Origin of the sequence: Sphingomonas rustica (assembly GCF_039652585.1) — a bacterium.
Taxonomy (GTDB): Bacteria; Pseudomonadota; Alphaproteobacteria; order Sphingomonadales; family Sphingomonadaceae; genus Sphingomonas; species Sphingomonas rustica.
This window is the reverse complement of record NZ_JBDIZK010000004.1, coordinates 64,700-90,502: the sequence shown is the minus strand read 5'-3', so window position 1 is coordinate 90,502 and position 25,803 is coordinate 64,700. Positions and strand designations below refer to the sequence as shown.

Here is a 25,803-nt window from a genome sequence, read left to right as displayed (position 1 = left end):
CGCGCGGCGGCCCGGTGCTACCGTCGCTCCGCCCGACCGCATTACAGCGTGCGCTCGGCTTCCATGATCTTGATCTCAGCGATCGCCTTGGCCGGCGACAGGCCCTTGGGGCACACGTTCGCGCAGTTCATGATCGTGTGGCAGCGATACAGGCGGAACGGATCCTCCAGCGCATCCAGCCGCTCGCCGGTCATCTCGTCGCGGCTGTCGGCCAGCCAGCGATAGGCCTGGAGCAGGATCGCCGGACCCAGGAACTTGTCCGAATTCCACCAATAGCTGGGGCACGAGGTCGAGCAGCAGGCGCACAGGATGCACTCGTACAGTCCGTCCAGCTTCGCGCGCTGTTCCGGCGACTGGAGCCGCTCCTTGCCCGAAGGGGTGGTCGACACCGTCTGCAGCCACGGCTTGATCGACGAATATTGTGCATAGAAATGGGTGAAGTCGGGGACCAGGTCCTTGATCACGTCCATGTGCGGCAGGGGCGTGATGCGGATATCGCCCTTGATGTCCTCGATCGCGGTCGTGCAGGCCAGGCCGTTGCGGCCGTCCATGTTCATCGAACACGATCCGCAGATGCCCTCGCGGCACGAGCGGCGGAAGGTGAGGGTGCTGTCCACCTCGTTCTTGATCTTCAGCAGGGCGTCGAGGACCATCGGACCGCAATCGTCCAGGTCGAGCTCGAACGAATCATAATAGGGGTTCTGGCCGCTGTCGGGATCGTAGCGGTAGATCTTGAACTTCTTCACCCGCTTGGCGCCGCCCGGCGCCTTGTGGGTCGTGCCCTGCTTGCTGTCGATGCGACTGTTCTTCGGCAGGCGAAATTCGGCCATTCCACTCGTCCCTTGCGCGCGCACCGAAGCCTGGGGGTGCGCCCGGGCGGGCTATGCCTTTCGCACCCGCAGCGCAACCCCGCGCGTGCCGAATCCGCTCAGGCGTTCAGATCACGTCGAGCACCAGGCCCAGCGAACGCGCCTCCTCGGCCTCGACATACCAGTTCTCCGGCGCGCGCCGCCGCACCTCGTCCAGCGCGATCCGGGTGCCCGCGATCAGGCCGCGAAACCCTTCCTCCTCGATCCGCATCGACTCCTCGATCTCGTGCAGCACCGCCTTCAATCCGGCCGTGCAGCTCGCCAAGGGACCCGAGAGTTCGACCGTCTTGGTCAGGATCCGCTCATGGATCATGATCCGCGTGCCGCGCGTCAGGAAGCGCTTGTCGGCGGCAAAGGCTGCCATGAATGTCGCCCCCGCCGAATAGACCGCCACCTTGCCCAGGAACAGGATCTCGCGGTCGTCATAGTGGCGCATCAGCCGGACGTCGTCGGCCATCAGTCGCGCGACCTCGGGATCGCCCCCCAGCGTCGAGATCGCGATCACCAGCGTGCCCGTCGCAGGCGCGGCGGCAAGCTGTTCGCGGAAGCTGCGGTACATCGCGTGGTCGACCGTTCCGGACAGCAGGACATGCGGCTGGCACAGCAACGGGTAGCGGATGGCGCGGTTCTGGTCGTGTTCCGCAATCGGTTCGAGTGCGGACGTCGTCGGGTCGATCGGTGCGTCGGTCATTGCGGGCGAAACCGCCACGCCCGGCTGTGGTTCCCTGACCCTATTGGTTCAACGCGGCCGTCGCCGGCCTGCCGACAGGCTCGGTTGCCTGTTTCGGCATCTTCGCCTCGATCGGATTCAACCAGCTTGCGACATTCGCACCGATGCTGATCTGGGGATCCGACGGCTGAAGGTTCGCCCCCGATTCCCACCGGCCGATCAGCGCGTGCGCCTCGGTCGCGGCGCTGCCCAGCGGCTGCGGCTTGCGAAGCGCGTGATTGATCATCGCGTCGCCGAAGAAGGTCCAGTCATTCTCCGCCATGCATCCGAAGGACGGGCGGCTGTCCGACGCCGCGGTGAACAGCGCGGTGTCCGGGCTGGCGAGGGCAGGCACGAAGATGCCCGAATAACAGGCCGACAGGACCAGCACCCGCCGCCGGATCCCGAGGTCGTCCAGCAGCCCGGCGAATCGTCGCGGCGTCAGCAGCCCGAACCCTTCGTCGCCGTCGTGATAGGCAAGCCCGATCTTCGCGCCGTGGCTGGTCGAATAGAGCACCAGCACGTCCTCGGCCGGGTCCATCACCTCGGCGATCCGCGCCAGCGCCAGCGTCAGCGAACTCAGGCTGCCGACCGGAAGCTCGCTAGGCGCCTTGCCGGTCGACCCCGCCAGCACGATAGACCGACCCTTCGCGCCATAGCGCCGCTCGAGCACCTTGCCCGCCTCGCGCGTTTCGCGCCCGAAGACGGGATCGCTGTCGAGCGCGACCGCGACGACATAGACGTCGACCACCCCCTTGCGCTGCGGCTGGATCGCGGCGAGCGCCCGGTCGAGCCGGCGATGCTCGGCCAGCGACCAGCGCGGCGGCCGCCCGCGCTGCAGCTCGGGGCCCTGGTCGAGGCTGGCGGTGTTTTCCTCGGGCGTCTGACCCGAAACCATGCCAGGCCAGCCGGAGACATGCTGCGGTGCCTGGTAGGGCTGGGCCGAGGCAAGTGGGGCACCGATGGCCGCGGCAGCCAGCCCAACGATCCACGCGAAACCGGCCAAACGCATGCACGCCCCCCTAAACGGTGAGGCGACAGTCTCGCTGCAGGAGATGGGAAGTCAAGCGGGGCGCGTCTGCAGCTCATCCCGGGAGGGGAGCTTACATCACCGCACCCACATCGTCACCCCGGCCGCAGTGCCGGGGGCCACGGTGCGGCACATCCCGGAGATGAGGTCATGCGCGCGATTGGAACCCAGCCAGCAGTGGGGCGATCGCTGAGGCAGCCTCAACGTTCGGGAGGATAAGGGGTGGACCTCGGCACTGCGGCCGGGGTGACGGGTGGTTTGGGCGGTCGTTCCGAGATCAATGCATGATAGAAAAGCGTTGGCACGACCGTCCCGGCTCACCAAAATAAAACGGCCCGGAAGCGTCAGCTTCCGGGCCGCATTGCTCGTCTCAGTACACTCGCTTCTTCGGCTCGATATACTCTACGTCATCCGTCAGCGTATATTCGTGAACCGGGCGGAAGCTCAGGTCGGTCTTGCCGCCCTTGCCGCCCCAGCCCTCGAAGGTGGCGATGGTGTGCTTCATCCAGTTCGCGTCGTCGCGATCGGGGAAGTCCTCGTGCATGTGCGCGCCGCGGCTTTCCTTGCGGTTCTCGGCGCCCTTGATCGTCACCAGCGCCTGGCCGATCAGATTGTCGAGTTCCAGCGTCTCGACCAGATCGGTGTTCCAGATCAGCGAGCGATCGGTCACGCCCACGTCCTGGAAGCCCTGATAGACCTGGTCCATATGGCCGACGCCCTCAGCCAGCAGCGCGCTGTCGCGGAACACGGCGCAGTGGCGCTGCATCGTCTTCTGCATGTCGGCGCGGATCTGCGCCGTCGTCGTGCCGCCCTTGGCATTGCGGAAATGGTCGAGCCGGGTGAGCGCATACTCCTCCGAATTCGCCGGCAGCGGGTTGTGCGGCGTATTCGGCTTCAGCGTTTCCTTCAGGCGCAGGCCGGTTGCGCGGCCGAACACCACCAGGTCGATCAGCGAGTTGGAGCCCAGGCGGTTGGCGCCGTGCACCGACACGCAGGCCGCTTCGCCGACCGCGAACAGGCCGGGGACCTTCGCGTCGGGATCACCGTCCTTCGGGAAGACGACCTCGCCGTGATAATTGGTCGGGATGCCGCCCATATTGTAATGGACCGTCGGCACCACCGGCAGCGGCTGGCGGGTCAGGTCTACGCCGGCGAAGATCTTGCCGGTCTCGGTGATGCCGGGAAGCCGCTCGGCCAGAACCGCGGGGTCGATATGGTTCAGGTGAAGGAAGATATGGTCCTTCTCCTTGCCCACGCCGCGGCCCTCGCGGATTTCCATCGCCATCGACCGGGCGACCACGTCGCGGCTGGCCAGGTCCTTCGCGCTGGGCGCATAGCGCTCCATGAAGCGCTCGCCCTCGGCGTTGGTCAGGTAGCCGCCTTCGCCGCGCGCGCCCTCGGTGATCAGCACGCCGGCGCCATAGATGCCGGTCGGGTGGAACTGGACGAACTCCATGTCCTGCAGCGCCAGGCCGGCGCGCAGCGCCATGCCGTTGCCGTCGCCGGTGCAGGTGTGCGCCGAGGTGGCCGACTGATAGACGCGGCCGCCGCCGCCGGTGGCGAGCACCACGGCATGGCTGCGGAAGCGGTGGATCGATCCGTCTTCCATGCACAGCGCGATCACGCCGCGGCACGCGCCATTTTCCATGATCAGGTCGAGCGCGAAATACTCGACATAGAAGTCGGCGTCATACTTCAGGCTCTGCTGGTACAGCGCGTGCAGCATGGCATGGCCGGTACGGTCCGCCGCGGCGCAGGTGCGCTGCACGGGCGGGCCCGCGCCCATATTCTGCATATGGCCGCCGAACGGCCGCTGGTAGATCTTGCCTTCCTCGGTGCGGCTGAACGGCACGCCGGCATGTTCCAGCTCGTAGACCGCGGCCGGCGCCTCGCGCACCATATATTCGATCGCGTCCTGGTCGCCGAGCCAGTCGGACCCCTTGACCGTGTCGAACATGTGCCAGGTCCAGTGATCCGGACCCATGTTGCCCAGGCTGGCGGCGATGCCGCCCTGCGCCGCGACGGTGTGGCTGCGCGTCGGGAACACCTTGGTGATGCAGGCGGTCTTCAGGCCGCTCTCGGCGATGCCCATCGTCGCGCGCAGGCCCGAACCGCCGGCGCCGACGACGACGGCGTCATAGGTGTGATCGATGATCTTGTAAGCAGCAGGCATTATGCGGCCCCGGGAGTGAAGGCGATCTTGAGGATCGAGAAGATGGCGGTCACGGCGACTGCGGCCGAGAAATAGTTCAGCAGCACCAGCAGGATGACGCGGCTTTCGCCCTGCTGATAATCCTCGATCACCACCTGGAGCCCCAGGCGGAAATGATAGACGACCGAGATGATCAGCAGGATCAGCGGCACCGCGACCCAGGTCGAGGCGATCCAGTCGCGCGCGATCTCGAGGCTGTAGCCCGGCAGCAGCGCGATGCTGACCATGAACCATAGCATCAGCGCCAGGTTCGAGCCCGCGGTGATCCGCTGGTGCAGCCAGTGATGGGTGCCCTCGTTCGAGGGGCCCAGGCCGCGGACCCGGCCGATGGCAGTGCCGCTAGTCATCAGATCGTCTCCAGGATGACGAACCAGAACCCGATGGTGGCGACGACCGAGAAGAGGAAGGTCAGGGTCGCGCTGGTCTTGTTCGACTTGAGTTCGAAATTGGCGCCGACGTCGAGGAAGAGGTGGCGCACGCCGCTGGCCATGTGCTGGAACAGCGCGAAGGTCAGGCCGATGCCGACCACATAGCCGGCGATGTTGAGCGCGCCGGACGAGACCGTGAAGGTGTCGACGAAGCGCTCATAGGCCTTTTCGCCCGCCGCCAGCGCGACCAGCCACCAGACCAGCAATGCGGCCCCGACCGTCGCCATCCCGCTGCCGGTGGCGCGGTGGACGATCGACACGAGCATCCCCGGTCCCCATTTCCAGATGCCGAGGTGCGGCGAGAGCGGACGCTCCTTGTTGCGGACGTTGGCCAAGTCGGGCTCCCCAAGAGTCAATGGGGCATCCCTTAGTCCGGCCTGCCGATGATGCAAGCCGCATCGCTTGTGCGCCACGACGCTCGCCGATGGCTAACCGAGCCTTAAAGGTTTCGGACGACAAGGGCGCATGATCGCGGCGCATCCGCCGCAGCCATGGGGAAACCAGTCCGTGACCACGCCTGCGAACATCGCATCCTTGCCCGCACCGGGAACGCTGGCCGCCCGCATCGACGTCCGCGCGCGACTCGCGATCTTCGATTTCGACAACTCGCTGGTGGCATCCGCGCGCGAGGTCTGGGACGTGCTCGAGCCCGAGATGCGCCAGGTCAGCGATGCCTATTGGCAGCAATGGCTGCGCTGCTTCGCCGACCAGCGCGCCTGGGCGCCGCAGGAAACGCAGAAGATGGTCGATGTCGGCATCGTGTTCCTGCGCAATCGCTTTCTCGACACGGCCGGCCATGCCTGGATCGACTCGATCGAGCGGTCGGTTGCCGCTGCCTATGCCGCAGAGGTGCCGCCGCTGGCGCTGCTGTCGATGATCAACGCCAGCGACCGGGCTGCGCTCGACGCGTTGATGCGTCGGGTCGGGGCCGACGATCCTCGCCTGCCCAAGCTGATCGACACGCTGATGCGGCTGTCGGCGCTGGAGGGCGACATCATGGTCGAGCTCTACAACATGTGCCGCGAGCACAGCGCACAGGTCGCGCGCGACCGGCTCGCGACCGATTTCCGCGATTCGATCGGCTCGACGGTCGAGCGTGCGTCGCGCGAGGGCGACCAGCTGCGCGTCCAGGCGGTCCATACCTCGGCGTCGGCGCGCGGCATGCTGGGCAAGGCCAGCGAGGTCGCCGCCGCTGCGGAGCAGTCGGCGGTCGCGATGCGCGAGGCGGCGCAGACCGCGGCCGGCCTGATCCGCGCGATCGAGGATGCGCGCGGCGAGGTCGAGGCAGCGGCGGAGATCGCCAACCGCGCCTCCAGCCAGGCGGGCGCTGCCGTCGGCATGTCGGAGATGCTGTCCGACCATGCCAAGTCGATCGAATCGATCCTGGGCCTGATCCGCGACATTGCCGGGCAAACCAACTTGCTTGCGCTCAATGCGACGATCGAGGCGGCGCGCGCCGGCGATGCGGGGCGCGGCTTCGCGGTGGTGGCGCAGGAAGTGAAGAGCCTTGCAAGCCAGACCGCACGCGCGACCGACGACATCGCCTCGAAGATCGCGGCGATCCAGTCGGCCACCCGATCGACCGTCGAGACCAATGCGTCGATTCGCGACACCGTCAGCGAGGTTCAGGACAGCGCCAACCGCATTCGCGGCGCGATGGAAATCCAGGCGCAGACCGTCACCGCGATCACGGCCGCGGTCGACGAGACCGCGCTGGCGGCGGATTCGATGTCGGCGACGATCGGGGCGATCCGCGAGGATACCGAGGCGGTGGCGAGCGAGATCGACCGGGTCGGGCAGGGCTTTGCCGCGCTCGACGGCCAGCTCGGCACGCTCAAGACCAGCGCCGGCGACTTCATCGCCAAGGTCGCCGCATGACGATCGAATGGAGAGGATGATGAAGCGGAGCGTGCAGGACGTCTCGTCGGAATTGCTGGCGCGCTATGACTGGGACGGCCAGCTTGCGGCGGGGGCGACGGAGATTGCCGCCGCCCTCGAGGGCAAGTACGAGCATCTCGCGACCGTGTTCTGGGATCGCTATCTCGACGATCCTGCCTTCGCCCATCTGCGCGCCGACGTCACCGACGAGCGCCGCACGCGCCAGATCGCCAGGAGCGCACGCTATGCCTGCGCCAAGTTCAGCCGGCCGCTCGATCCCGAATGGATGCGCATGGCCTGCAGCCATGCCGAAAAGGCCTATCAGTCCGGCATTTCGCTCTCTGCCCAGCTCGCGGCCCTGTCCTGCTCGCATCAGGCCACGGTCCAGGTGATCGCCGAACATTTCGCGGGCGACGCGGCGAAGCTGGTGATGCTGGGCGATACGGTCCAGCGTCTGGCGCTGGCCGAGTCCGACCTGTTGTTCGCGCGCACCTCCGAACTGGAACAGGACGTCGCCCGGACCGAGCGGCGCGAACGCAGCACCCATTTCCGCGATGCGATCGCAGGCACGATCGGCGGTGCGGCCGAACTCGGCAACCGCATTTGCATCCAGGCGCAGGGTGCCTCGACCTCGGCACGCGGCATGCTGGGCAAGACCAGCGAGGTTGCGGCTGCTGCCGAGCAGTCCGCGGTCGTGATGCGCGAGGCGGCGTACACCGCCGCCGGCCTGACCCGCGCGATCGAGGATGCGCGCGGCGAGGTCGAGGCAGCGGCGGAGATCGCCAACCGCGCCTCCAGCCAGGCGGGCGCTGCCGTCGGCATGTCGGAGATGCTGTCCGACCATGCCAAGTCGATCGAATCGATCCTGGGCCTGATCCGTGACATTGCCGGGCAGACCAACTTGCTTGCGCTCAATGCGACGATCGAGGCGGCGCGCGCCGGCGATGCGGGGCGCGGCTTCGCGGTGGTGGCGCAGGAAGTGAAGAGCCTCGCCAGCCAGACCGCACGCGCGACCGACGACATCGCCTCGAAGATCGCGGCGATCCAGTCGGCCACCCGATCGACCGTCGAGACCAATGCGTCGATCCGCGACACCGTCAGCGAGGTCCAGGCGAGCGCCGACCGGATCCGCAGTGCGATGGAACGCCAGGCGCAGACCGTCACCGCGATCACGGCCGCGGTCGACGAGACCGCGCTGGCGGCGGATTCGATGTCGGCGACGATCGGCGCGATCCGCGAGGACAGCCGGTCGGTCACCAGCGAGATCGACGAGTTGCAGCGCGACGTCACCCAGGTCGATGATCGCCTGCACCAGCTTCGCGACGCGGCCGAGAATTTCTCTTCCTTGGTGGCGGCCTGACCCGACAGCGGCTAGTGGGGGCGGATGACCGTTCCCCATATTCTCGTCACCGGATCGAGCCGCGGCATCGGTGCTGCGATTCTCGACGCGCTGACCGCTGCAGGCGCGCGCGTCGTCGGCCAGGGTACCCGTTCGGGCATCGCCGCCGACTTCACCGATCCCATGGCGCCCCGTGCGCTGTGGGACGCGGCGCTCGACCAGCTCGACGGGCGGATCGACGTGCTGGTCAACAATGCCGGAATCTTCGAGGCGGCGCCGATCGACCTCGACGACGATGACTGGGCAGAGGCCTGGGGCCGCACGATGCAGGTCAATCTCACCGCCTCGGCGCAGCTCTGCCGCTTCGCCGTCCGGCATTGGCAGGCGGGATCGCGCGGCGGCCGGATCGTCAACATCGCCAGCCGCGCCGCCTATCGCGGCGACAGCCCGGCGCACTGGCATTATGCCGCGTCGAAGGCGGGCATGGTCGGCATGACCAAGTCGATCGCCCGCGGCTATGCGGCTCAGGAGGTTCTGGCCTTCGCCATCTGCCCCGGCTTCACCATGACCGGGATGGCCGAGGACTATCTGGCGAGCCGCGGCGGCGACAAGCTGCTCGCCGACATCCCGCTTGGGCGGGTGGCGATGCCGGAGGAGGTGGCGACGATGGCGAAATTCTGCGCGCTGGAGGCGCCGGCGTCGATGACCGGCGCGGTGCTCGACGTGAATGGTGCCAGCTATGTCCGATAGACCTGCGACGCCCCTGGCATCGCGCATTCCCGGCCGCATCCTGCTGGGGGTGTTCGCGGGGATCGGCCTGCTGGCCGCCGCGGCGGTGATCTTCCTCGCCGTCACCGTCCTGGGGTGGGAACATCGGGAACGCCGCGAGGCAGCTCCGGTGCAGGCGGGTGCCGATGCGACGGAGATCTTCAGCGTCGGCGCGATCACGCCGCTGCGCGGCACCCGTTTCGACGAGATCGTGATCGCCAGGGGCGATGCGGGGGATGGCGGCAGCGCTTCCTATTCCTCGCGCGGCAAGGAAGCCGACGAACGCAATGTGATCCTGCTCGATTCGACCAGCGGAACGAGTCGCAAGCTGTTGCCCGACAACACGCGCCGGATCGTCGGGCGCGACTATCTGCCGGCAGTGGCGGGGCGTGACGGCGAGACGAACGACGAGGGCTATGCGGTCGAGACCGCCGCGACGCCCAAGCCGCCGCTCGCTTATTATGTCATCCGGGTCCAGGCCGCGGACGCGAAGTCGCAGGACGTGCTGGTGGGCGATCTGAACACCGGGCGGCAGGCGATCCTGCTGAAGGGTATCGACGGCGTCGAGCGGGTCTGGATGCAGAGCGCGACGCGGATGGGCGTGCTGATGCGCCAGGGCCGCAAGCTTCATTATCGCGCGATCGAGATCCCCGATCTGAAGATCGTCGCGCAACACCCTGTGGCGATAGACTGATGGCAAGCTGGAAAGTCACCTTCCCCTGCACCCGCGACGAAGCCGAGGCGATCGACTTCGAAGGCGCGGCGCTGCTCGACATCGATCCCGCGCCGGTGCTGCTCACCAGCGAGACGATCCCCGACGATCCTGCCAGCTGGCAGCTCGAGGCCTATTTCGACGGAAAGCCGAACAGCGCCGCGATCGCCGCGGTGCAGGCGCTGGCCCCGAGCAGCGACGGCGTCCGCCCGGCGCTGGAAAAGCTGCGCGACGAGGATTGGGTGACGATGAGCCAGGCGGGGATCGAGCCTGTCCACGCCGGTCGCTTCTATGTCCATACCGAGCATAATCGCGGAATCGTCCCGCCCGGCGCGCGCGCCTTCCGCATCGATGCGGGCCTCGCTTTCGGGACCGGCACGCACGAGACCACGGCGGGATGCCTGCGGACGCTCGACGAGCTGAAGGTCTCGGGCAAGCGGGTGCGCAACCTGCTCGATCTCGGCACCGGCACCGGGCTGCTCGCCTTCGCCGCGCTGCACCTGTGGCCCGGCGCCTATGCGACCGCGTCCGACATCGATCCGCGTTCGATCGAGGTGACCGCGGAAAATGCCGGGCTCAACCACGTCGCGCTGGGCGAAGGCATGGGCCAGCTTGCCCTCGCGGTCGCGCCGGGGATGCAGCATCCGCTGCTGATCGGCCGCGCGCCCTATGACCTGATCATCGCCAACATCCTGGCCGGGCCGCTGGTCGAACTGGCGCCGACGGTCAGCATGGCGCTGGCCGAGGGCGGGACCCTGGTCCTTGCCGGGTTGCTGCAGGACCAGGCCGATACCGTCGCGCGCGCCTATCGGCGGCAGGGGCTGCGGCTGGCCGGCCGGATCGACAATGGCGCCTGGCCGGCGCTGCGGCTGGTCAAGCGCGCCCGCTACGGCGCCGATCGCGTCACCCGCCCGGGACCGGGCGGCGTCGGCGAGGCGCCGGGCTTCGGCAGCTGGTGAACCGTCCCGGCCGCGGCCGGGACGCGCTCAGAGACCATTTGAAAAATCGCGGTAGAGCGATTTTCAGGCGCCGCAATGCCCGACAGGCGTATTCTCAAACGGTTTCTCAGCCCTTCGACCTCGCATAGGCCTGGGTGCCGCGGGTAATGACCGTGTCGGTCGGCAGGATCTCGGCGATCGGGATGTCCGGCTGTGCCATGATCTCTCCGTAGAGCGGGGCGAAATCGGTCTCGACCGTCGCGCGCAGCAGCGCCTCGAAGCTGGGGATGACGAAGTAATTCTGCTGGAAATCGTCGATCCGGTAATCGGTGCGCATCACCCGCTTCAGATCGAAGCCGATGCGGTTGGGGCTGGGGTCGTCGAGCGCGAAGATGCTCTCCGCGCTGCTCGACACGATGCCCGATCCGTAGATGCGCAGCCCCTCGGGCTCGGCGATCAGGCCGAACTCGACCGTGTACCAGTAGAGGCGGCCGAGATGCTTGAGCGCGCCAAGCTCCAGCGCGCGGTTGCCGCCGCGGCCATAGGCCTCGAGATAGTCGGCGAACACCGGGTCGGCCAGCATCGGCACATGGCCGAACACGTCATGGAAGACGTCAGGCTCCTGGATATAGTCGAGCTGGTCGGGCCGGCGGATGAAGTTGCCGGCGACGAAGCGGCGATTGGCCATATGGTCGAAGAACACGTCGTCGGGGACCAGCCCCGGCACCGCGATCACCTGCCACCCGGTCAGCTTCATCAGCCGTTCTGACAATTCCTCGAAATTCGGAATGCCCGACTCGGACAGGCGCAGCGCCTCGAGGCCCTTGAGATACGCGTTCGACGCGCGCCCGGGGAGCAGCTTCGCCTGGCGGGCGAACAGCGTGTCCCAGGTCGCATGCTCCTCGGGCGTGTAGGCGTCCCAGTTCTGCGGAATCGTCCAGTCGGCGGATGCCCCCTCGGGCGGACGATCCAGTACGTGCGTTTCTTGTGCCATGACTTCGGCATAGCATGCGGGCGTTGCGGGGCGAAACGGCTGCGTGACCGGACACGTGCAACCAATGGACCGGCCGCGCGCTGAATCAGGTCGGCTCAGGATCGCGCATGGACGCGGTCCGCCTTCGGAGTGATGCGATGGGTATGGAAAGCAGCGAACGGATCCGGGCACCGCACCCGCTGGCAGCGATGGCCGAGCCGGCGCGCGCCGCATGGAATGTCGCCGAGCTGATGCTGTCGCAGCAGCAGCTGAAGGCGGCGCCGCGCGGCGACGACCGGCCGATCATGCTGCTGCCCGGGCTGTTCAACTCGGACCGCTCGAACTTCGTGATGCACGGCTTTCTCGGGAAGCTGGGCTACCGCGTTTTCGGCTGGGAACTGGGCAGGAATTTCGGCGTCCGAGCGGTGGGCGCGGAGGCGGAGCGGCTGATCGAGCGGGTCGAGGCGATCCGCGACGAGACCGGCGAGACGGTGACGATGATCGGCGTGTCGCTGGGCGGGATCATGGCGCGAATCGTCGCGCACCGCCGTCCCGACCTGGTGCGCGAGATCATTACCATCAGCGCGCCCTATGCCGGCTCCCCGACCGCGACCAATGTGTGGAAGGCGTTCGAGCTGCTGACCGGCGAGAAGATCGGCGATGAATCAGTGAAGGCGAGGCTCGCCGAGGCGGCGCTGCCGCTGCCGGTGCCGAGCACCGCGCTGTGGAGCCGCAGCGACGGGCTGGTGAACGGGCTGATCTGCCGCGACGACAGCTGCCGCGCGATCGAGATCCATTCCAGCCATATGGGCGTCCAGCTCAAGCCGGAGACGTTGCTCGCCATCGCAGATGTGCTGGCGGGGCAGGCGCCCGATCAGCGATAGCGGTTGCCGCCCTCCGGATGGGCGACGAACCCGGTATAGGGACCGCAATCGGGGTCGCGGCGGCACTTCTTCTCATAGTCGCGCCGCTCGCGACCTTCGCGCTCCTCGGCCTTGCGCATCTTCTTGCCGTAATTGCGATCGGCCTCGCTCTGGCTGGTCGTCGCCAGGTCGACCGCCTTCGATCCAGCCTTCACCGGCAGCGTCACGACATCGAACGCGGTCTTGGCGACGCAGCCGCCGGTCGTCAGTGTCGTGACGGCGAGCAGGGGCAACAGGATCAGGCGCATCTCACTTCCTCACCGCGCGGCCGGCCGGGCCGTCTCCCGGGCTTCATAGCCGATCGCCGGGAAATCGGTGAAGAATCCGTCGACACCAAGGTCGATGAATGTCCGGATTTCGGCAGCGAGATCGCCATGCGCGGCCGGATCGGTGCCGCGGCGCCAGGCGGGCAGCAGGAAGAAATTCTCGGCGCGGAAGGTCCAGGGGTGGACGCGCAGCCCTGCGGCATGGGCGTCGGCGACCAGCGATGTCGGCGTGCCCGACGCGGGCAGGATCATCGTGCGTTCGGGGCCGATGCCATAGGCATAGGCGGCGATCGCCTTCAGCCCCTCGGGCGTCATCATCGCGGCATAGCTGGGCGCGGCATGGTCCGCGGGTGCGCCGCTTCCCGCGACCAGCTGGATCAGGCGGATGCGGGTCATCGCATGCATCGCCTTGAGATTCTCGACCTCGAACGACTGGATGAACACCGGCGCCTCGGCACTGTCCCAGCCGGCGGCCTGCAGCGCGTCGACCAGCCGCTTCTCCAGCGGGAGGCCGATCGAGGCGAAATAGCTGGGGTGCTTGGTCTCGGGATAGATTCCGATAGTCCGCCCGGTCTTCTCGCTCGCCGCCTTCGCCAGCGCGATCACTTCGTCCAGCGTGGGGATGGTCGCCTGGCCGTCATAGGCGGTATTGCCCGGGCGCAGCTGCGGCAGCCGCTCCTTCGCGCGCAGCGTCTTCAGTTCCGCCAGGGTGAAGTCCTCGGTGAACCAGCCGGTCATCGTCGCGCCGTCGATCGTCTTCGTCGTCCTGCGATCGGCGAATTCGGGATGTGCGACGACGTCGGTCGTCTCGGCGATGTTGTTCTCGTGCCGCGCGACCAGATGCCCGTCCTTCGTCGGCACCAGATCGGGCTCGATCACGTCCGCGCCCTGGTCGATCGCCAGCTGATAGGACAGCAGCGTATGTTCGGGCCGCTCGCCGCTGGCGCCGCGATGCGCGATCAGCAGGACGCTCGGCGCTCCGGCGGGAGGGGCAGCTTGAGTCATGGTCACATCCTGTACGGTCGTACAACTAGCCATCAACAATAGGATCGGGAACAGCAATCGTCTCGCCATCCGGGGCACCTCCCTGTAGCAACCCGATAGAAGCGCGATATGACAGGAGCGAGGCGTGGCGGAGAATGACGGCGTGCTGGCAGCTGCCTCCGCGTGGCGGGGCGCTCGCATGGCGCTGGCGACGGTGGTCTCGACCTGGGGATCGGCACCCCGGCCGCGCGGCAGCCACATGCTGGTGCACGAGGACGGCCGGTTCGAGGGATCGGTCTCGGGCGGCTGTGTCGAGAACGACATCCTGGCAACCGCCGCCGAGGTCGTCGCGGGCGCGCCCGCGGTCGTGAAATCCTACGGCGTCGCCGATGCCTCCGCCTGGGAAGTCGGCCTGCCCTGTGGCGGCACGATCGAGGTGCTGGTCCAGCCGGTCGGCCCGCAGGGGTTCCCGCCCGAACTGTTCGACGCGATCGCCGCTGCGCGGAGCCGCGGAGAGCCGTTCGAGGTGGCGACCGACCTGGCGACGGGGCTCAGCGGTGCCGGGGGCGGGTTCGTCAACCGCTACGACCCGCCGCGCCGGCTGCTGATCGTCGGTGCGGTCCAGATCGCCCAGTCGCTGGCCGGACTGGCGCGCGAACTGGGCATTTCGACCGTCGTGATCGATCCGCGAGGGAGATTTTTGACGCCCGAGCGTTTCCCCGGGGTGACACTCGACGACCGCTGGCCCGACGACGCCGTGACCGCCCTGAAACCCGACCGCGCGACCGCGCTGGTGACGCTCAGTCACGACATCAAGATCGACGATCCGGCGCTGGTCGCCGGGCTGGCACACCCGACCGGCTATATCGCCGCGCTGGGGTCGCGGCGCAGCCATGCCGCCCGGCTGGAGCGGCTGGCGGCGCAGGAAATTTCCTATGACGATCTCGCCCGGATCGAGGGGCCTGCCGGCCTGTCGATCGGCGCGATCGGCTCTTCCGAGATCGCCCTGTCGATCGCGGCATCCATGGTGAGGCGTTTTCATGATTGATCCCGAACAGGTCGCGCTCGTGCTGCTGGCGGCCGGCCATTCGCATCGCTTCGGCGAGGTCGACAAGCTGGCCGAGCCGTTTCTCGACAAGCCGCTGGCCTATCATGTCGTCACCGCATTGGAGGCGATCCCGTTCATGACGCGCATCGCGATCGTGTCCGACACGGTGCTCGACTTCGCCGAACTCGGCTATGAGGTCGTCGAAAATCCGGACCCCACGCTGGGCCAGGCACGATCGGTGTGCCACGGCGTCAAGCGGGCGAAGGAACGCGGCGCGCAGGCGGTGCTGATCGCGCTTGCCGACATGCCGCGGGTCACGGCGGGCCATGTCTATCGCCTGTTCGACGCATTTGTTGGCGACGACTCGGTCGTCGCCTCCAGCGACGGCGTGCAGCCGATGCCGCCGGCGCTGTTCGGCAAGGGCAGGTTCGAGGAACTGCTGGCGCTGGACGGTGACCAGGGCGCGCGCGACCTGATCCGCGGGGGCAAGCATGTCGTGACCAGTCCCGCCGAACTGATCGACATCGACACGCAGGACGACCTGCGCGACCTGCGCGAGACGTTCGGGCTGAAGACCGACCATGTCACGCCGCGCTTTCCGATCGATCCCGCCGGGGCGGCGGGCGCCACAGGCGCCAGCCCGTCGGGCGACTGACCCCTATTCGTGGCGCAGCGCGTCGATCGGGTTGAGCCCGGCGGCGCGCCGCGCAGGGAAATAGCCGAACACGACGCCGATCGCCGCCGAGATGAGGAACGCGACGAGGTTGATCTGCGGATCGAAGATGAAGGGCAGGCCGCCGGCATAGGAGAGGCCGGCGATGGCAAGCTGTCCCACCAGCAGGCCGATCACCCCGCCCAGCATCGACAGCACCACCGCTTCGACCAGGAACTGCATCAGCACCTCGCTGGCGACCGCGCCGATCGCCAGGCGGATCCCGATCTCGCGCGTTCGCTCGGTCACCGACACCAGCATGATGTTCATGATCCCGATGCCGCCGACGATCAGGCTGATCGCCGCCACCGCGGTGACGATCTGGGTCAGCAGGGTCGTGGTGCTGGTCAGCGTCGCGCTGATCTGCGCGGTGTCGAAGATGTTGAAGTCGTCCTGCTTGCCGCCGGTGATCCGCCGCCGCTCGCGCAGCAGGTCGCTGATCGAGTTCTGGACCTGGTCGCTGTCATAGGCGGGATCGGTCCCGACCAGCATCAGGCGGATGTCCTGATTGCCGGTGAAGCGGCGCTGCACCTGCTTGATCGGCATGATGATCACGTCGTCCTGGTCGCCGCCGAAGCCCGCCTGGCCCCGGGTCGACAGCACGCCGATCACGTCGCACGAGATGCCGTTGACGCGCAGCCGGTGCCCCTCTGCCCGGCCGCCGCGAAACAGGTTGGTGCGGATCGTGTTGCCGATGATGCACACGCCCTTGCCGGCCTGTTCCTCGGCCAGCGTCCAGTAGCGACCCTCGACCAGGGTCCAGGGCTGGACCTCGAAAAAGGCGTTGGTGGTGCCGTTGATCGTGGTCGACCAGTTGGCGCCTTCGTAGATGACCGTTGCCGTCGTCTGCGCCTGCGGCGCGACCGCGGTGACGCCCTCGATCTGCTCGGCGATCGCATCGACGTCGCTCTGTTCGAAATCGGGGGGACGCGGCCCGCCGCCGCCCCGGCCGAAGCCCTGGCCCGGGCGGATCTGGAGGATGTTGGTGCCCAGCGCAGAGATCGACTGCTGGACCGCGGCGGTGGTCGCCTTGCCCAGCGTCACCATGGTGACCACCGCGGCGACGCCGATGATGATGCCCAGCGTCGTCAGGAACGAGCGCAGCTTGTGCCGGGAGATCGACCGGACGGCGAGGACGAAGGTGGTGCCGAACATCAGGCGTGCGCTCCGGCCAGGCCCTGTTCGATCCGTTCGACCAGTCCGTCCTTGAAGTGGATGATGGTGCGGGCGAACGCAGCCATTTCAGGCTCGTGCGTGACCATCAGAACGGTGATGTTGCTGTTCCGGTTCAGGTCGGTGAGCAATTCCATGATCTCCACCGACCGTTCCGAATCGAGATTGCCGGTCGGTTCGTCGGCCAGCAGCACATCGGGATGGGTGACGATCGCGCGGGCGATCGCGACGCGCTGCTGTTGCCCGCCGGACAGCTCGGCGGGGGTATGGTCCCACCATTTCTTGAGCCCGACCTTGTCGAGCGCAGCCATGGCCGCGTCGCGCCGGGCCTGCTTCGCGTCGCCGCGATACAGCAGCGGAAGCTCGACATTCTCCAGCGCGCTGGTGCGGGCGAGCAGGTTGAAGCCCTGGAACACGAAGCCGAGATATTTGCGCCGCAACAGCGCGCGCTGGTCGCGGCCCAGGCTCTCGACATGAATGCCCTTGAACAGGAATTCGCCGCCCGAGGGCACGTCGAGACAGCCGAGGATGTTCATCGTGGTCGACTTGCCCGATCCCGACGGGCCCATCACCGCGACGAAGTCGCCGGCCTGGATGTCGACATCGACTCCCTTCAACGCCTGGAACGCGGTCGCGCCCTCGCCATAGGTCTTGGTGACGCCGCGCAGCCGGATCAGCGGCACATCGGGATCAGCCACCGCTGGGTGCTCCGCCCTGCCGCTGGCCGCCGCCGCTGCCCTGACGACGCTGGCCGCCGCCCTGGCTGCTCTTGCCGGCCTCGCCGCTGGCCATCTGGCCGGTGATCACCTTCATGCCCGGCTTCAGATCGCCGCCGGTGACCTCGGTCACGCTGCCGTCGGTCTCGCCGGTGGTGACGGCGACCGCCTGGGGCGTTCCGTCGGCGCCCAGCACATAGACCTGCTGCTGCGCGCCGCGGCCCCGGGTCGCGCTCTTTTCCGCGCCGCCGCCGCCGCGGCGCGGCCGCGTCGGGACCAGCGCGCCGGCGATACCCTTGTCATTCGCCTTGCCGGCAGACGCATCGGTCGCGGCGGGCGTGAAACGCAGCGCCGCATTGGGGACCAGCAGGACGTTGTCGCGCGCCTTGGTGGTGATCTCCGCGGTCGCGGTCATGCCCGGACGCAGTTGCTGATCCGGGTTCGAGACGCTGAGGATCGCGGCATAGGACACGACCTGCGACTGGGTCGTCGACGTGCTGGTGCTGCTCGTGGTCTGCGCCGACAGGTTCGAGCCCAGATCGACACGGGTGATGCGGGCCGGGAAGGTCTGGCCGGGAAATGCATCGACGGTGAAGGTCGCCGGCTGCCCGTCCTTGACCGCGCCCACATCGGCCTCGTCGATCGCGACCTGGAGCTCCATGTTCGTCAGATCCTCGGCGATCACGAACAGGGTGGGCGTGTTGAACGAGGCGGCAACCGTCTGGCCGGCATCAATCTGGCGCGCGAGGACGACGCCGTTCACGGGCGACCGGATGACGGCGCGGTCGCGCTGCGTCTGGTTGGACGACAGCTGGGCGCGCTGCGACACGACATTCGCCTGCGCCGCGCGCAGATTGGCGATGGCGCGGGCAAGATCCGCCTCTGCCTGGTCCATCTCGACCTTGGCGGGCACGCGGCCGCCCGACAGGCGGCTGACCTCGCGGAATCGCGTCAGGTTGGCGCGCGACTGTTCGACGGTCGCCTCGTTCTGCTGGACTGTTGCCTGCGCCGCGCCCAAGGCCGCGCGGCTCTGGGCGATGGCGTCGTCCAGCCGGGCGGTATCGATCAGCGCGAGTGCCTGGCCCTTGGTGACGCGGTCATTGACCTCGACATAGACGGTGGTGACCAGGCCCGAGAGTTCGGAGCCGACATCGACCTGGTTGGTCGGGGCAAGCTTGCCGGTAGCGGAGACGGTCACCGCCAGGTTGCCGCGCTGAACCTCCTGCGTGGCATATTGAACCTTGTCGCTCCCGCCGAACAGACGGGTCGCGAGCAGGATGAGCAGGACGATGACGACGGCGCCGACGATCCATTTCACATAGCGGCGCCACGCAGCGGTCTTGGGCTGGCCCAGGAAGTCGTCGAGAGTCTGATCAGCCATTATCGTTGCCCAGTTCGGGGATGGAGGTCGCGTCCCAGCCGCCGCCCAGCGCCAGATAGAGCTGGATCAGCGCGGTCGACTGGTCGGCCTGCGCCTGTGCCAGCCCGTTGCGGGCGGACAGGAGCTGCGCCTCGGTGGTGTTGAGCGTGGTGAAGTCGGTCAGGCCGCTGCGATATTGCAGCCGCGCGAGCAGCGCGCTGTTGTTCGCCGCCTCGAGCGCGATGGCGAATTGCCGGGCTCGCTGCTTTGCCGCATCGAGCGACACGATCGCATTCTCGACATCCTCGAGACTGGTCAGGATCGTCTGGCGATAGGTGACGAACGCACCCTCCGCCGCGGCCTCATTGGCACGGACCTGGCTGCGCAGCCGGCCGCCGTCGAAGATCACCTGGGTCAGGCCGGCGAACAGCCGGCCGCTGATCGCGTCGAACACGTTCTGCAGTACGCCGCCGCCCGAGCTGAGGCTGCCGCCGATCGACAGCGCCGGATAGAGCTGCGCCTGGGCGACGCCGATGCGCGCGGTTGCCGCGGCAAGACCGCGTTCGGCGGCGCGGACATCCGGGCGCTGGCGCAGCGTCTCCGCCGGGATGCCGGTGGCGACGCTTTCCGGCCCCTTGGGGATCGGCTTGACCGCCTCCATCTCCGCCTTGAGCGCGCCCGGCGCCTGGCCGAGCAGCACGCCGAGGCGCGATACGAAGCCGTTATAGCTCGCCTCGATCGTCGGGATCGTCGCGGCGGTCTGCGCCCGCGACGCCCGCGCCTGTTCGGCGTCGAGCGACGAGACCAGCCCGGCCTGGACCCGGAAGCCGGCGATTTCGAGATTGTCGTCCTGGATCGCCAGGCTGGCGCGGGCATTGGCGAGCTGAAGCTGGGCCAGCCGCGCGAGGACATAGTTGCGGGCAATCTCGGCCTGGACCGAGATCAGGACATTGGCGAGGCTGTAGCCGGTCGCCTCGAGATCGGCCTGCGACGCCTGGACGCCGCGCCGGATCCCGCCGAACAGGTCGACCTGATAGCTGGCGTCGGCACCGGCGGAGAAATTGTCGTTCTGGCCACCGACGTTGAAATTCTGTCCCGCGATGGTGAGGTTGCGAGAATAGCCCGCCGACCCGCTCAGCTGGGGCAGCAATTGCGCGCGCGACTGGACCAGCGACTCGCGGGCCTGGCGCAGGCGCGTGGTGGCGAGCGCGACGTCGAGATTGGCGGTTCGGCCCTGCTCGACATAGCGCGTCAGCAGCGGATCATCGAACCGGTCCCACCAGCGGCCGAGATCCTCGCGCGCGCCGGCGGCAGGATTGGGGACCGAGTAGCGATCGGGAACGCCCAGCTCGGCTGCCGCCTTCGGCCGATAGTCCGGGCCGACGCTGCACGCGGCCAGGGGCAGCGCGCTCATCAGGAGCAAGGCGATCGGACGGTTGATCATGGTCGCCAAGATGGCTGCCCGCCCATGGCGGCGCCAGAGAAACTATGTCGCAATTTGTCGCAGCTCCGGGACAATTGGGGATCGGAGCGGCACCGTAACGGAAACCGTGGCTTGCGCCAGTCGCTCCGCTTGACCAGAAGGGCCGCAATTCCCGACCGGTCCGATCTGGAGGCAAGAGCATGAGTGAGAGCGTCTATCCCGTCCCCGAGGCATGGGCGCGACGCGCGCGCGTGACCGAGGAAGGATATGAGCAGCTCCATGGCCGCTCGCTGGCGGATCCCGGCAGCTTCTGGCTGGAACAGGCGCGGCGGCTCGACTGGGTCAAGCGTCCCGAACTGGCGGGCGACTGGTCGTTCGACGAGGCCGATTTCCACATCAGCTGGTTCGCCGACGGCAAGCTGAACGTGGCCGCCAACTGCGTCGACCGCCACCTTGCGTCGCGGGGCGATCAGATCGCGATCCTCTGGGAACCCGACGAGCCGTCGGAGGAACCGCGCCGCTACACCTATCGCCAGCTCCATGCCGAGGTGTGTCGCTTCGCCAATGTTCTGAAGGCGCAGGGCGTGGCCAAGGGCGACCGCGTCACCATCTACATGCCGATGATCCCCGAGGCGGCATTCGCGGTGCTTGCCTGTGCGCGGATCGGCGCGGTGCATTCGGTGGTGTTCGGCGGTTTCTCGCCCGAGGCGCTGGCCGGACGGATCGTCGATTGCGACAGCAGCGTCGTCATCACCGCCGACGAGGGGCGTCGCGGGGGCAAGAAGGTCCCGCTGAAGGCCAATGTCGATATGGCCGCCGCCCATGCGCCGAGCCTGGAGACGGTGATCGTCGTCCAGGCGACCGGCGGCGCGGTCGAGATGAAGGCCGGGCGCGACCTCTGGTATCACGAGGCTGCCGAAACCGTCGCCGGCGACTGCCCGGCCGAGCCGATGGCGGCCGAGGATCCGCTGTTCATCCTCTATACCTCGGGGTCGACCGGCAAGCCCAAGGGCGTGCTGCACAGCAGCGCCGGCTATCTGCTCTGGGCCAGCTATACCCATGAGCTGGTGTTCGATTACCGCCCGGCCGAGATCTATTGGTGCGCCGCCGATATCGGTTGGGTCACCGGGCACAGCTATATCGTCTATGGTCCGCTGGCGAATGGCGCGACGACCCTGATGTTCGAGGGTGTGCCCAATTGGCCCGACGCCAGCCGCATCTGGCAGGTCGTCGACCGGCACAAGGTCGAGATCCTCTACACCGCGCCGACCGCGCTGCGCTCGCTGATGCGCGAGGGCGATTCCTACGTCTCCGCCACGTCGCGCGCGTCGCTCCGGCTGCTGGGATCGGTTGGCGAGCCGATCAACCCCGAGGCGTGGCGCTGGTATCATGATGTGGTCGGCGAGGGGCGCTGCCCGATCGTCGATACTTGGTGGCAGACCGAGACCGGCGGCATGCTGATCTCGCCGCTTCCCGGAGCGACCCAGCTCAAGCCGGGCAGCGCGACGCGCCCGCTTCCCGGCGTCGATCCCCAGATCGTCGATGCCGACGGCAAGGTGCTGACCGGCCCGACCGAAGGCAATCTGTGCATCGCACGCAGCTGGCCGGGACAGATGCGCACCGTCTGGGGCGATCACGAGCGGTTCTTCCAGACGTATTTCACCACCTATCCGGGCAAATATTTCACCGGCGACGGCTGCCGCCGCGACGAGGACGGCTATTACTGGATCACCGGCAGGGTCGATGACGTGATCAACGTGTCGGGCCACCGGATGGGCACCGCCGAGGTCGAAAGCGCGCTGGTGCTCCACCCCAAGGTGGCCGAGGCGGCGGTGGTCGGCATGCCGCACGACATCAAGGGGCAGGGCATCTATGCCTATGTCACGCTGAACGCGAACTGCGTCGCCGACGAGGATCTGCGGCAGGAATTGCGCAACTGGGTGCGCAAGGAGATCGGCCCGATCGCCACGCCCGACGCGCTGCAGTTCGCGCCGGGCCTGCCCAAGACCCGATCGGGCAAGATCATGCGCCGCATCCTGCGCAAGATCGCGGAGAACGATGTCGGCAGCCTGGGCGACACATCGACGCTGGCCGATCCGTCGGTGGTCGATGATCTGGTGAAGAACCGGGTGGGGTGAGCGAGGTGCGCATCCAGCTGGTGCCGGGCGACATCACCCGGCTGGACGTGGACGCGATCGTCAACGCGGCGAACTCGTCGTTGCTGGGCGGCGGCGGGGTGGACGGCGCGATTCATCGCGCCGCCGGTCCGGGCCTGCTCGAGGAGTGCCGCAAGCTGCGCAGCCTTGGCGGGTGCAAGACGGGCGATGCGAAGCTGACGGGCGGATATCGGCTGCCGGCGCGGCACATCATCCATACGGTTGGCCCGGTATGGCAAGGCGGCGGCAAGGGAGAGCCCGAATTGCTGGCCAGCTGTTATCGCAGCTGCTTCCGGATCGCGCGCGAACAGGGCTTCGAGACGCTGGCCTTCCCGGCGATCAGTTGCGGCGTCTATCGCTATCCGGTTGCGGCGGCGACGCGGATCGCCGTGGATGAGGCGCGTGCTGCGGTGGCAGTGGATCCGGAGCTGTCGGTGATCTTCTCGACCTTCGGCGACGAGGTGACCCGGGCCTATGTCGAGGCGTTGGCGCAGGATCGGTTCGGCGCCGTTTGACGCCGCTCCTTTCCTCCCCCGGATGCTGCGCATCCGGGGGAGGGGAACCATTCGCGCAGCGAATGGTGGAGGGGGTCCACCACGTCTGTTGCAGCCCCCTCCACCACGCCCTTCGGGCGCGGTCCCCCTCCCCCGGAGCCGCAGGCTCCCGGGGAGGAGAGCGATGGTAAATTCACCTCCTCTCCCAGCGAATCCCGTTGCTCGGCGCAACCCAACCCGATATGCTCGCATAATACACTAGATCGGGGGCATTTCTCTTATGAAGATCAAGACCTTGGTGCGGCTGTCAGTCGGCGCCGCGCTGCTGGCGGTGGCGGCGCCTGCGTTGACGAATGTCGTTGCCGGCGACCCGCGCTACGGCGCGTTCGGCGTCGACCTGACCACGCTCGACAAGAGCGTGAAGCCGGGCGACGATTTCTGGACCTATGTGAATGGCGGCTGGGACAAGCGGACGGCGATTCCCGACGACCGCGCATCGACCGGCTATGGCTGGGTCCTGGTCGAGGAGGCCGAGGTCAACGTCCGCAAGATCCTGGACGACATGGCCAAGAACCCGGCGCAGTTCGGCCCCAAGGGCAAGCAGCTGGGCGATTTCTATGCCAGCTGGATGGACGAGGCCGGGATCGAGGCGCGCGGCACCGCACCGCTGAAGCCCTATCTGGCGCGCATCGACGCCGCCAATGACAAGACGGCGCTGCAGACGCTGTTCGCCAGCACCGGCTATGCCTCGCCGGTCGGCCTGGGCGTGATCCCCGATCTCGCCGATCCGACGCGCTATACCGCGATCGCCGGCCAGGGCGGGCTGGGCATGGCCAGCGACTATTATCTTCTCGAGGGCGAGAAGTATGACGGCATCCGCAAGGCCTATCGCGCCTATATCCAGCAGATGCTGGAGCTGGGCGGCATCGCCGACGCCCCGGCCAAGGCCGATGCGATCTTCGCGCTCGAAACCTCGCTCGCCAAGGTTCACTGGACCCCGGCGCAGAGCCGCGACATCGCCAAGCTGAACGATCCGCAGACGGTCGCCGGGCTGACCGCAAAGGCGCCCGATTTCGACTGGCCGCTGATGCTGAAGACCGCGGGACTCGACGGGTCGCGCACCGTGCTGATGGCGAACAACACCGCGCTGACCGCGTCGGGCAAGATCTTCACCGCGACGCCGGTGCAGACCTGGAAGGACTATCTCGCCTTCCACTTCATCAGCGACAATGCCGCCTATCTGCCTAAGGCGTTCGACCAGGCGCGCTTCGGCTTCTATTCGCAGACGCTGTCGGGCACCAAGACCCAGCGCGAGCGCTGGAAGCGCGGCGTGCAGCTGATCAACGGATCGATGGGCGAGGCGGTCGGCGAGATCTATGTCGCGCGGCACTTCCCGCCGGCGGCCCAGACGCAGATGACCGAGCTGATCGAGAATCTGCGCGGTTCCTATCAGGAGCGGATCAGCAAGGCGTCGTGGATGGACGAGCCGACGCGCCAGGCGGCGCTGAAGAAGCTTGCCGCGTTCGAGCCGCGGATCGGCCATCCGACCAGCTATATCGACTATGGCTCGATGAAGGTGGATCGGGGCGACCTGCTCGGCAACATGATGCGCGCGGCCGAGTTCCAGCATCAGCTGCAGCTGACGCGTTTCCCCAAGCCGGTCGATCGCAGCCTGTGGGAAATGAACCCGCAGGAAGTGAACGCCTATTACAACCCGCTGGCCAACCAGATCACTTTCCCCGCCGCGATCCTGCAGCCGCCCTATTTCGATCCCAGCGCGGATCCGGCAGTGAACTATGGCGCGATCGGCGCGATCATCGGTCATGAAATGGGTCATGGCTTCGACGACCAGGGCAGCCAGTTCGGGCCGACCGGCAAGTTCGAGAACTGGTGGACCGAGGCGTCGCAGGCGGCTTTCAAGAAGCAGACCGCGGCACTGGGTGCGCAGTTCGACGGCTATGAGCCGATCCCGGGCACGAAGATCCAGGGCGCGCTGACGATGGGCGAGAATATCGGCGACCTGGGCGGCGTCGAAGCGGCCTATGGCGCCTATCAGCGCTATCAGGCGAAGCATGGCAAGGCGAAGGTCATCAACGGCCTGACCGGCGACCAGCGCTTCTTCCTGTCCTATGCCCAGGCGTGGCAGTCCAAGGCGCGCGAGGGCGCCCAGCGCCAGCAGCTGCTGAGCGATCCGCACAGCCCGGCCAAGTACCGGGTCAACGGCATCGTCCGCAATGTCGACGCCTGGTACGCCGCGTTCAACGTGAAGCCGGGCGACAAGCTGTACCTGCCGCCGGAACAGCGCGTCCGCATCTGGTAACGCGCTCTACGGCGTGCGTTCGAAAGCCCCGGCGCGGAGCGATCCGCGCCGGGGTTTTTCATTTGTGGGAGCAGGAGACGATCGGGCCTCGCGGCGGGCGGAGACACGGGCGGTGCTTTTGTGGCCGGCGCGTTGGGCCCGCAACGCTGCCCCATGAACCCGTCATCCCGGCCGAAGTGCCGGGATCTACCGGGCAGCACATCCCGGAGCCGAGGGTGCCTCGCGACGTCGTGTCGGACGCGCTTCCAGGCGGCGTGGGCGCCCGCCTATCGTCCGGGATGGAGGAAGGGTGGAACCCGGCACTTCGGCCGGGGTGACAAATCCGCGAGAGCTGTGCGTGGGTGCGCAGATTGGTTCGCGCGGGGACGTGGA

General features: G+C 67.6%; 24 protein-coding genes. 11 read left to right on the top strand and 13 right to left on the bottom strand.

From position 1 onward, the window contains the following. Positions 1 to 41: 41 nt before the first annotated feature. The 6 genes from TPR58_RS08135 to sdhC all read right to left on the bottom strand — a co-directional run bounded on the left by TPR58_RS08135 (position 42) and on the right by sdhC (position 5,583). A complete protein-coding gene (locus tag TPR58_RS08135) occupies positions 42 to 830 on the bottom strand; it encodes a succinate dehydrogenase iron-sulfur subunit (protein ID WP_346246137.1) in 789 nt (262 codons plus the stop codon). A gap of 106 nt (positions 831 to 936) precedes the next feature. Then, positions 937 to 1,560, bottom strand: coding sequence for an ATP-dependent Clp protease proteolytic subunit (locus TPR58_RS08130; RefSeq protein ID WP_346246136.1), 624 nt, complete (start codon positions 1,558 to 1,560; stop codon positions 937 to 939). A 40-nt stretch (positions 1,561 to 1,600) separates the two neighbouring features. Next, on the bottom strand, positions 1,601 to 2,590 hold the full coding sequence (locus TPR58_RS08125) for a C13 family peptidase (protein WP_346246135.1): 990 nt from the start codon (positions 2,588 to 2,590) through the stop codon (positions 1,601 to 1,603). Positions 2,591 to 2,978: 388 nt separating this feature from the next. After that, positions 2,979 to 4,781: a succinate dehydrogenase flavoprotein subunit gene (sdhA, locus tag TPR58_RS08120; RefSeq protein WP_346246134.1), complete on the bottom strand. Its 1,803-nt coding sequence runs from the start codon at positions 4,779 to 4,781 to the stop codon at positions 2,979 to 2,981. After that, positions 4,781 to 5,167, bottom strand: a complete 387-nt coding sequence (sdhD, locus tag TPR58_RS08115; RefSeq protein ID WP_346246133.1) for a succinate dehydrogenase, hydrophobic membrane anchor protein — start codon at positions 5,165 to 5,167, stop codon at positions 4,781 to 4,783. The genes sdhA and sdhD overlap by 1 nt, the downstream gene beginning before the upstream one ends. Next, complete coding sequence (gene sdhC / locus TPR58_RS08110) at positions 5,167 to 5,583, bottom strand: succinate dehydrogenase, cytochrome b556 subunit (protein ID WP_346246132.1); 417 nt, start codon at positions 5,581 to 5,583, stop codon at positions 5,167 to 5,169. The genes sdhD and sdhC overlap by 1 nt, the downstream gene beginning before the upstream one ends. Before the next feature lie 199 nt (positions 5,584 to 5,782). Here sdhC and TPR58_RS08105 point away from each other — a divergent pair, with 199 nt between their 5' ends. The 5 genes from TPR58_RS08105 to TPR58_RS08085 are packed head-to-tail and all read left to right on the top strand — an operon-like array spanning position 5,783 to position 10,904. Beyond that, positions 5,783 to 7,126, top strand: a complete 1,344-nt coding sequence (locus TPR58_RS08105; protein ID WP_346246379.1) for a methyl-accepting chemotaxis protein — start codon at positions 5,783 to 5,785, stop codon at positions 7,124 to 7,126. Between the two features lie 19 nt (positions 7,127 to 7,145). Beyond that, entirely contained in the window at positions 7,146 to 8,486 is a 1,341-nt protein-coding gene (locus TPR58_RS08100; protein ID WP_346246131.1) for a methyl-accepting chemotaxis protein, read from the top strand. 24 nt (positions 8,487 to 8,510) lie between these two features. Continuing rightward, complete coding sequence (locus TPR58_RS08095; protein ID WP_346246130.1) at positions 8,511 to 9,215, top strand: SDR family NAD(P)-dependent oxidoreductase; 705 nt, start codon at positions 8,511 to 8,513, stop codon at positions 9,213 to 9,215. Continuing rightward, positions 9,205 to 9,927 carry a hypothetical protein gene (locus TPR58_RS08090; protein WP_346246129.1) on the top strand — a complete coding sequence of 241 codons (723 nt, stop codon included), beginning with the start codon at positions 9,205 to 9,207 and terminating at the stop codon, positions 9,925 to 9,927. The genes TPR58_RS08095 and TPR58_RS08090 overlap by 11 nt, the downstream gene beginning before the upstream one ends. Then, positions 9,927 to 10,904: a 50S ribosomal protein L11 methyltransferase gene (locus tag TPR58_RS08085; protein ID WP_346246128.1), complete on the top strand. Its 978-nt coding sequence runs from the start codon at positions 9,927 to 9,929 to the stop codon at positions 10,902 to 10,904. Before TPR58_RS08090 ends, TPR58_RS08085 begins: the two co-directional genes overlap by 1 nt. 106 nt (positions 10,905 to 11,010) lie before the next feature. Here the strand turns inward: TPR58_RS08085 and phhA are convergent, their stop codons facing one another. Continuing rightward, entirely contained in the window at positions 11,011 to 11,877 is an 867-nt protein-coding gene (gene phhA / locus TPR58_RS08080) for a phenylalanine 4-monooxygenase (protein WP_346246127.1), read from the bottom strand. Between the two features lie 137 nt (positions 11,878 to 12,014). On the opposite strand from phhA, the gene TPR58_RS08075 reads away from it, so the two are divergent. Continuing rightward, entirely contained in the window at positions 12,015 to 12,740 is a 726-nt protein-coding gene (locus TPR58_RS08075) for an esterase/lipase family protein (protein ID WP_346246126.1), read from the top strand. Here TPR58_RS08075 and TPR58_RS08070 read toward each other — a convergent pair. Both TPR58_RS08070 and TPR58_RS08065 read right to left on the bottom strand, forming a co-directional pair. Next, positions 12,731 to 13,027, bottom strand: coding sequence for a hypothetical protein (locus TPR58_RS08070; RefSeq protein ID WP_346246125.1), 297 nt, complete (start codon positions 13,025 to 13,027; stop codon positions 12,731 to 12,733). The genes TPR58_RS08075 and TPR58_RS08070 overlap by 10 nt on opposite strands. Positions 13,028 to 13,036: 9 nt before the next feature. Further along, positions 13,037 to 14,050, bottom strand: a complete 1,014-nt coding sequence (locus tag TPR58_RS08065) for a glycerophosphodiester phosphodiesterase (protein ID WP_346246124.1) — start codon at positions 14,048 to 14,050, stop codon at positions 13,037 to 13,039. A 124-nt stretch (positions 14,051 to 14,174) separates the two neighbouring features. On the opposite strand from TPR58_RS08065, the gene TPR58_RS08060 reads away from it, so the two are divergent. Further along, a complete protein-coding gene (locus TPR58_RS08060; protein ID WP_346246123.1) occupies positions 14,175 to 15,077 on the top strand; it encodes an XdhC family protein in 903 nt (300 codons plus the stop codon). Further along, positions 15,070 to 15,732 carry a nucleotidyltransferase family protein gene (locus TPR58_RS08055; RefSeq protein WP_346246122.1) on the top strand — a complete coding sequence of 221 codons (663 nt, stop codon included), beginning with the start codon at positions 15,070 to 15,072 and terminating at the stop codon, positions 15,730 to 15,732. The genes TPR58_RS08060 and TPR58_RS08055 overlap by 8 nt, the downstream gene beginning before the upstream one ends. 3 nt (positions 15,733 to 15,735) lie before the next feature. Here the strand turns inward: TPR58_RS08055 and TPR58_RS08050 are convergent, their stop codons facing one another. The 4 genes from TPR58_RS08050 to TPR58_RS08035 are packed head-to-tail and all read right to left on the bottom strand — an operon-like array spanning position 15,736 to position 20,482. Continuing rightward, positions 15,736 to 16,944, bottom strand: coding sequence for an ABC transporter permease (locus TPR58_RS08050; protein WP_346246121.1), 1,209 nt, complete (start codon positions 16,942 to 16,944; stop codon positions 15,736 to 15,738). After that, a complete protein-coding gene (locus TPR58_RS08045) occupies positions 16,944 to 17,660 on the bottom strand; it encodes an ABC transporter ATP-binding protein (protein ID WP_346246120.1) in 717 nt (238 codons plus the stop codon). Before TPR58_RS08045 ends, TPR58_RS08050 begins: the two co-directional genes overlap by 1 nt. Continuing rightward, positions 17,653 to 19,059, bottom strand: coding sequence for an efflux RND transporter periplasmic adaptor subunit (locus TPR58_RS08040; RefSeq protein WP_346246119.1), 1,407 nt, complete (start codon positions 19,057 to 19,059; stop codon positions 17,653 to 17,655). The genes TPR58_RS08045 and TPR58_RS08040 overlap by 8 nt, the downstream gene beginning before the upstream one ends. After that, positions 19,052 to 20,482 carry an efflux transporter outer membrane subunit gene (locus tag TPR58_RS08035; RefSeq protein WP_346246378.1) on the bottom strand — a complete coding sequence of 477 codons (1,431 nt, stop codon included), beginning with the start codon at positions 20,480 to 20,482 and terminating at the stop codon, positions 19,052 to 19,054. Before TPR58_RS08035 ends, TPR58_RS08040 begins: the two co-directional genes overlap by 8 nt. 179 nt (positions 20,483 to 20,661) lie before the next feature. Between TPR58_RS08035 and acs the strand changes: the two genes are divergently transcribed. From acs to TPR58_RS08020, 3 genes are all read left to right on the top strand, one after another. Then, complete coding sequence (gene acs / locus TPR58_RS08030; protein WP_346246118.1) at positions 20,662 to 22,599, top strand: acetate--CoA ligase; 1,938 nt, start codon at positions 20,662 to 20,664, stop codon at positions 22,597 to 22,599. After that, on the top strand, positions 22,596 to 23,132 hold the full coding sequence (locus TPR58_RS08025; protein WP_346246117.1) for an O-acetyl-ADP-ribose deacetylase: 537 nt from the start codon (positions 22,596 to 22,598) through the stop codon (positions 23,130 to 23,132). The genes acs and TPR58_RS08025 overlap by 4 nt, the downstream gene beginning before the upstream one ends. A gap of 259 nt (positions 23,133 to 23,391) precedes the next feature. Continuing rightward, positions 23,392 to 25,431, top strand: coding sequence for a M13 family metallopeptidase (locus tag TPR58_RS08020; protein ID WP_346246116.1), 2,040 nt, complete (start codon positions 23,392 to 23,394; stop codon positions 25,429 to 25,431). Positions 25,432 to 25,803 lie beyond the last annotated feature (372 nt).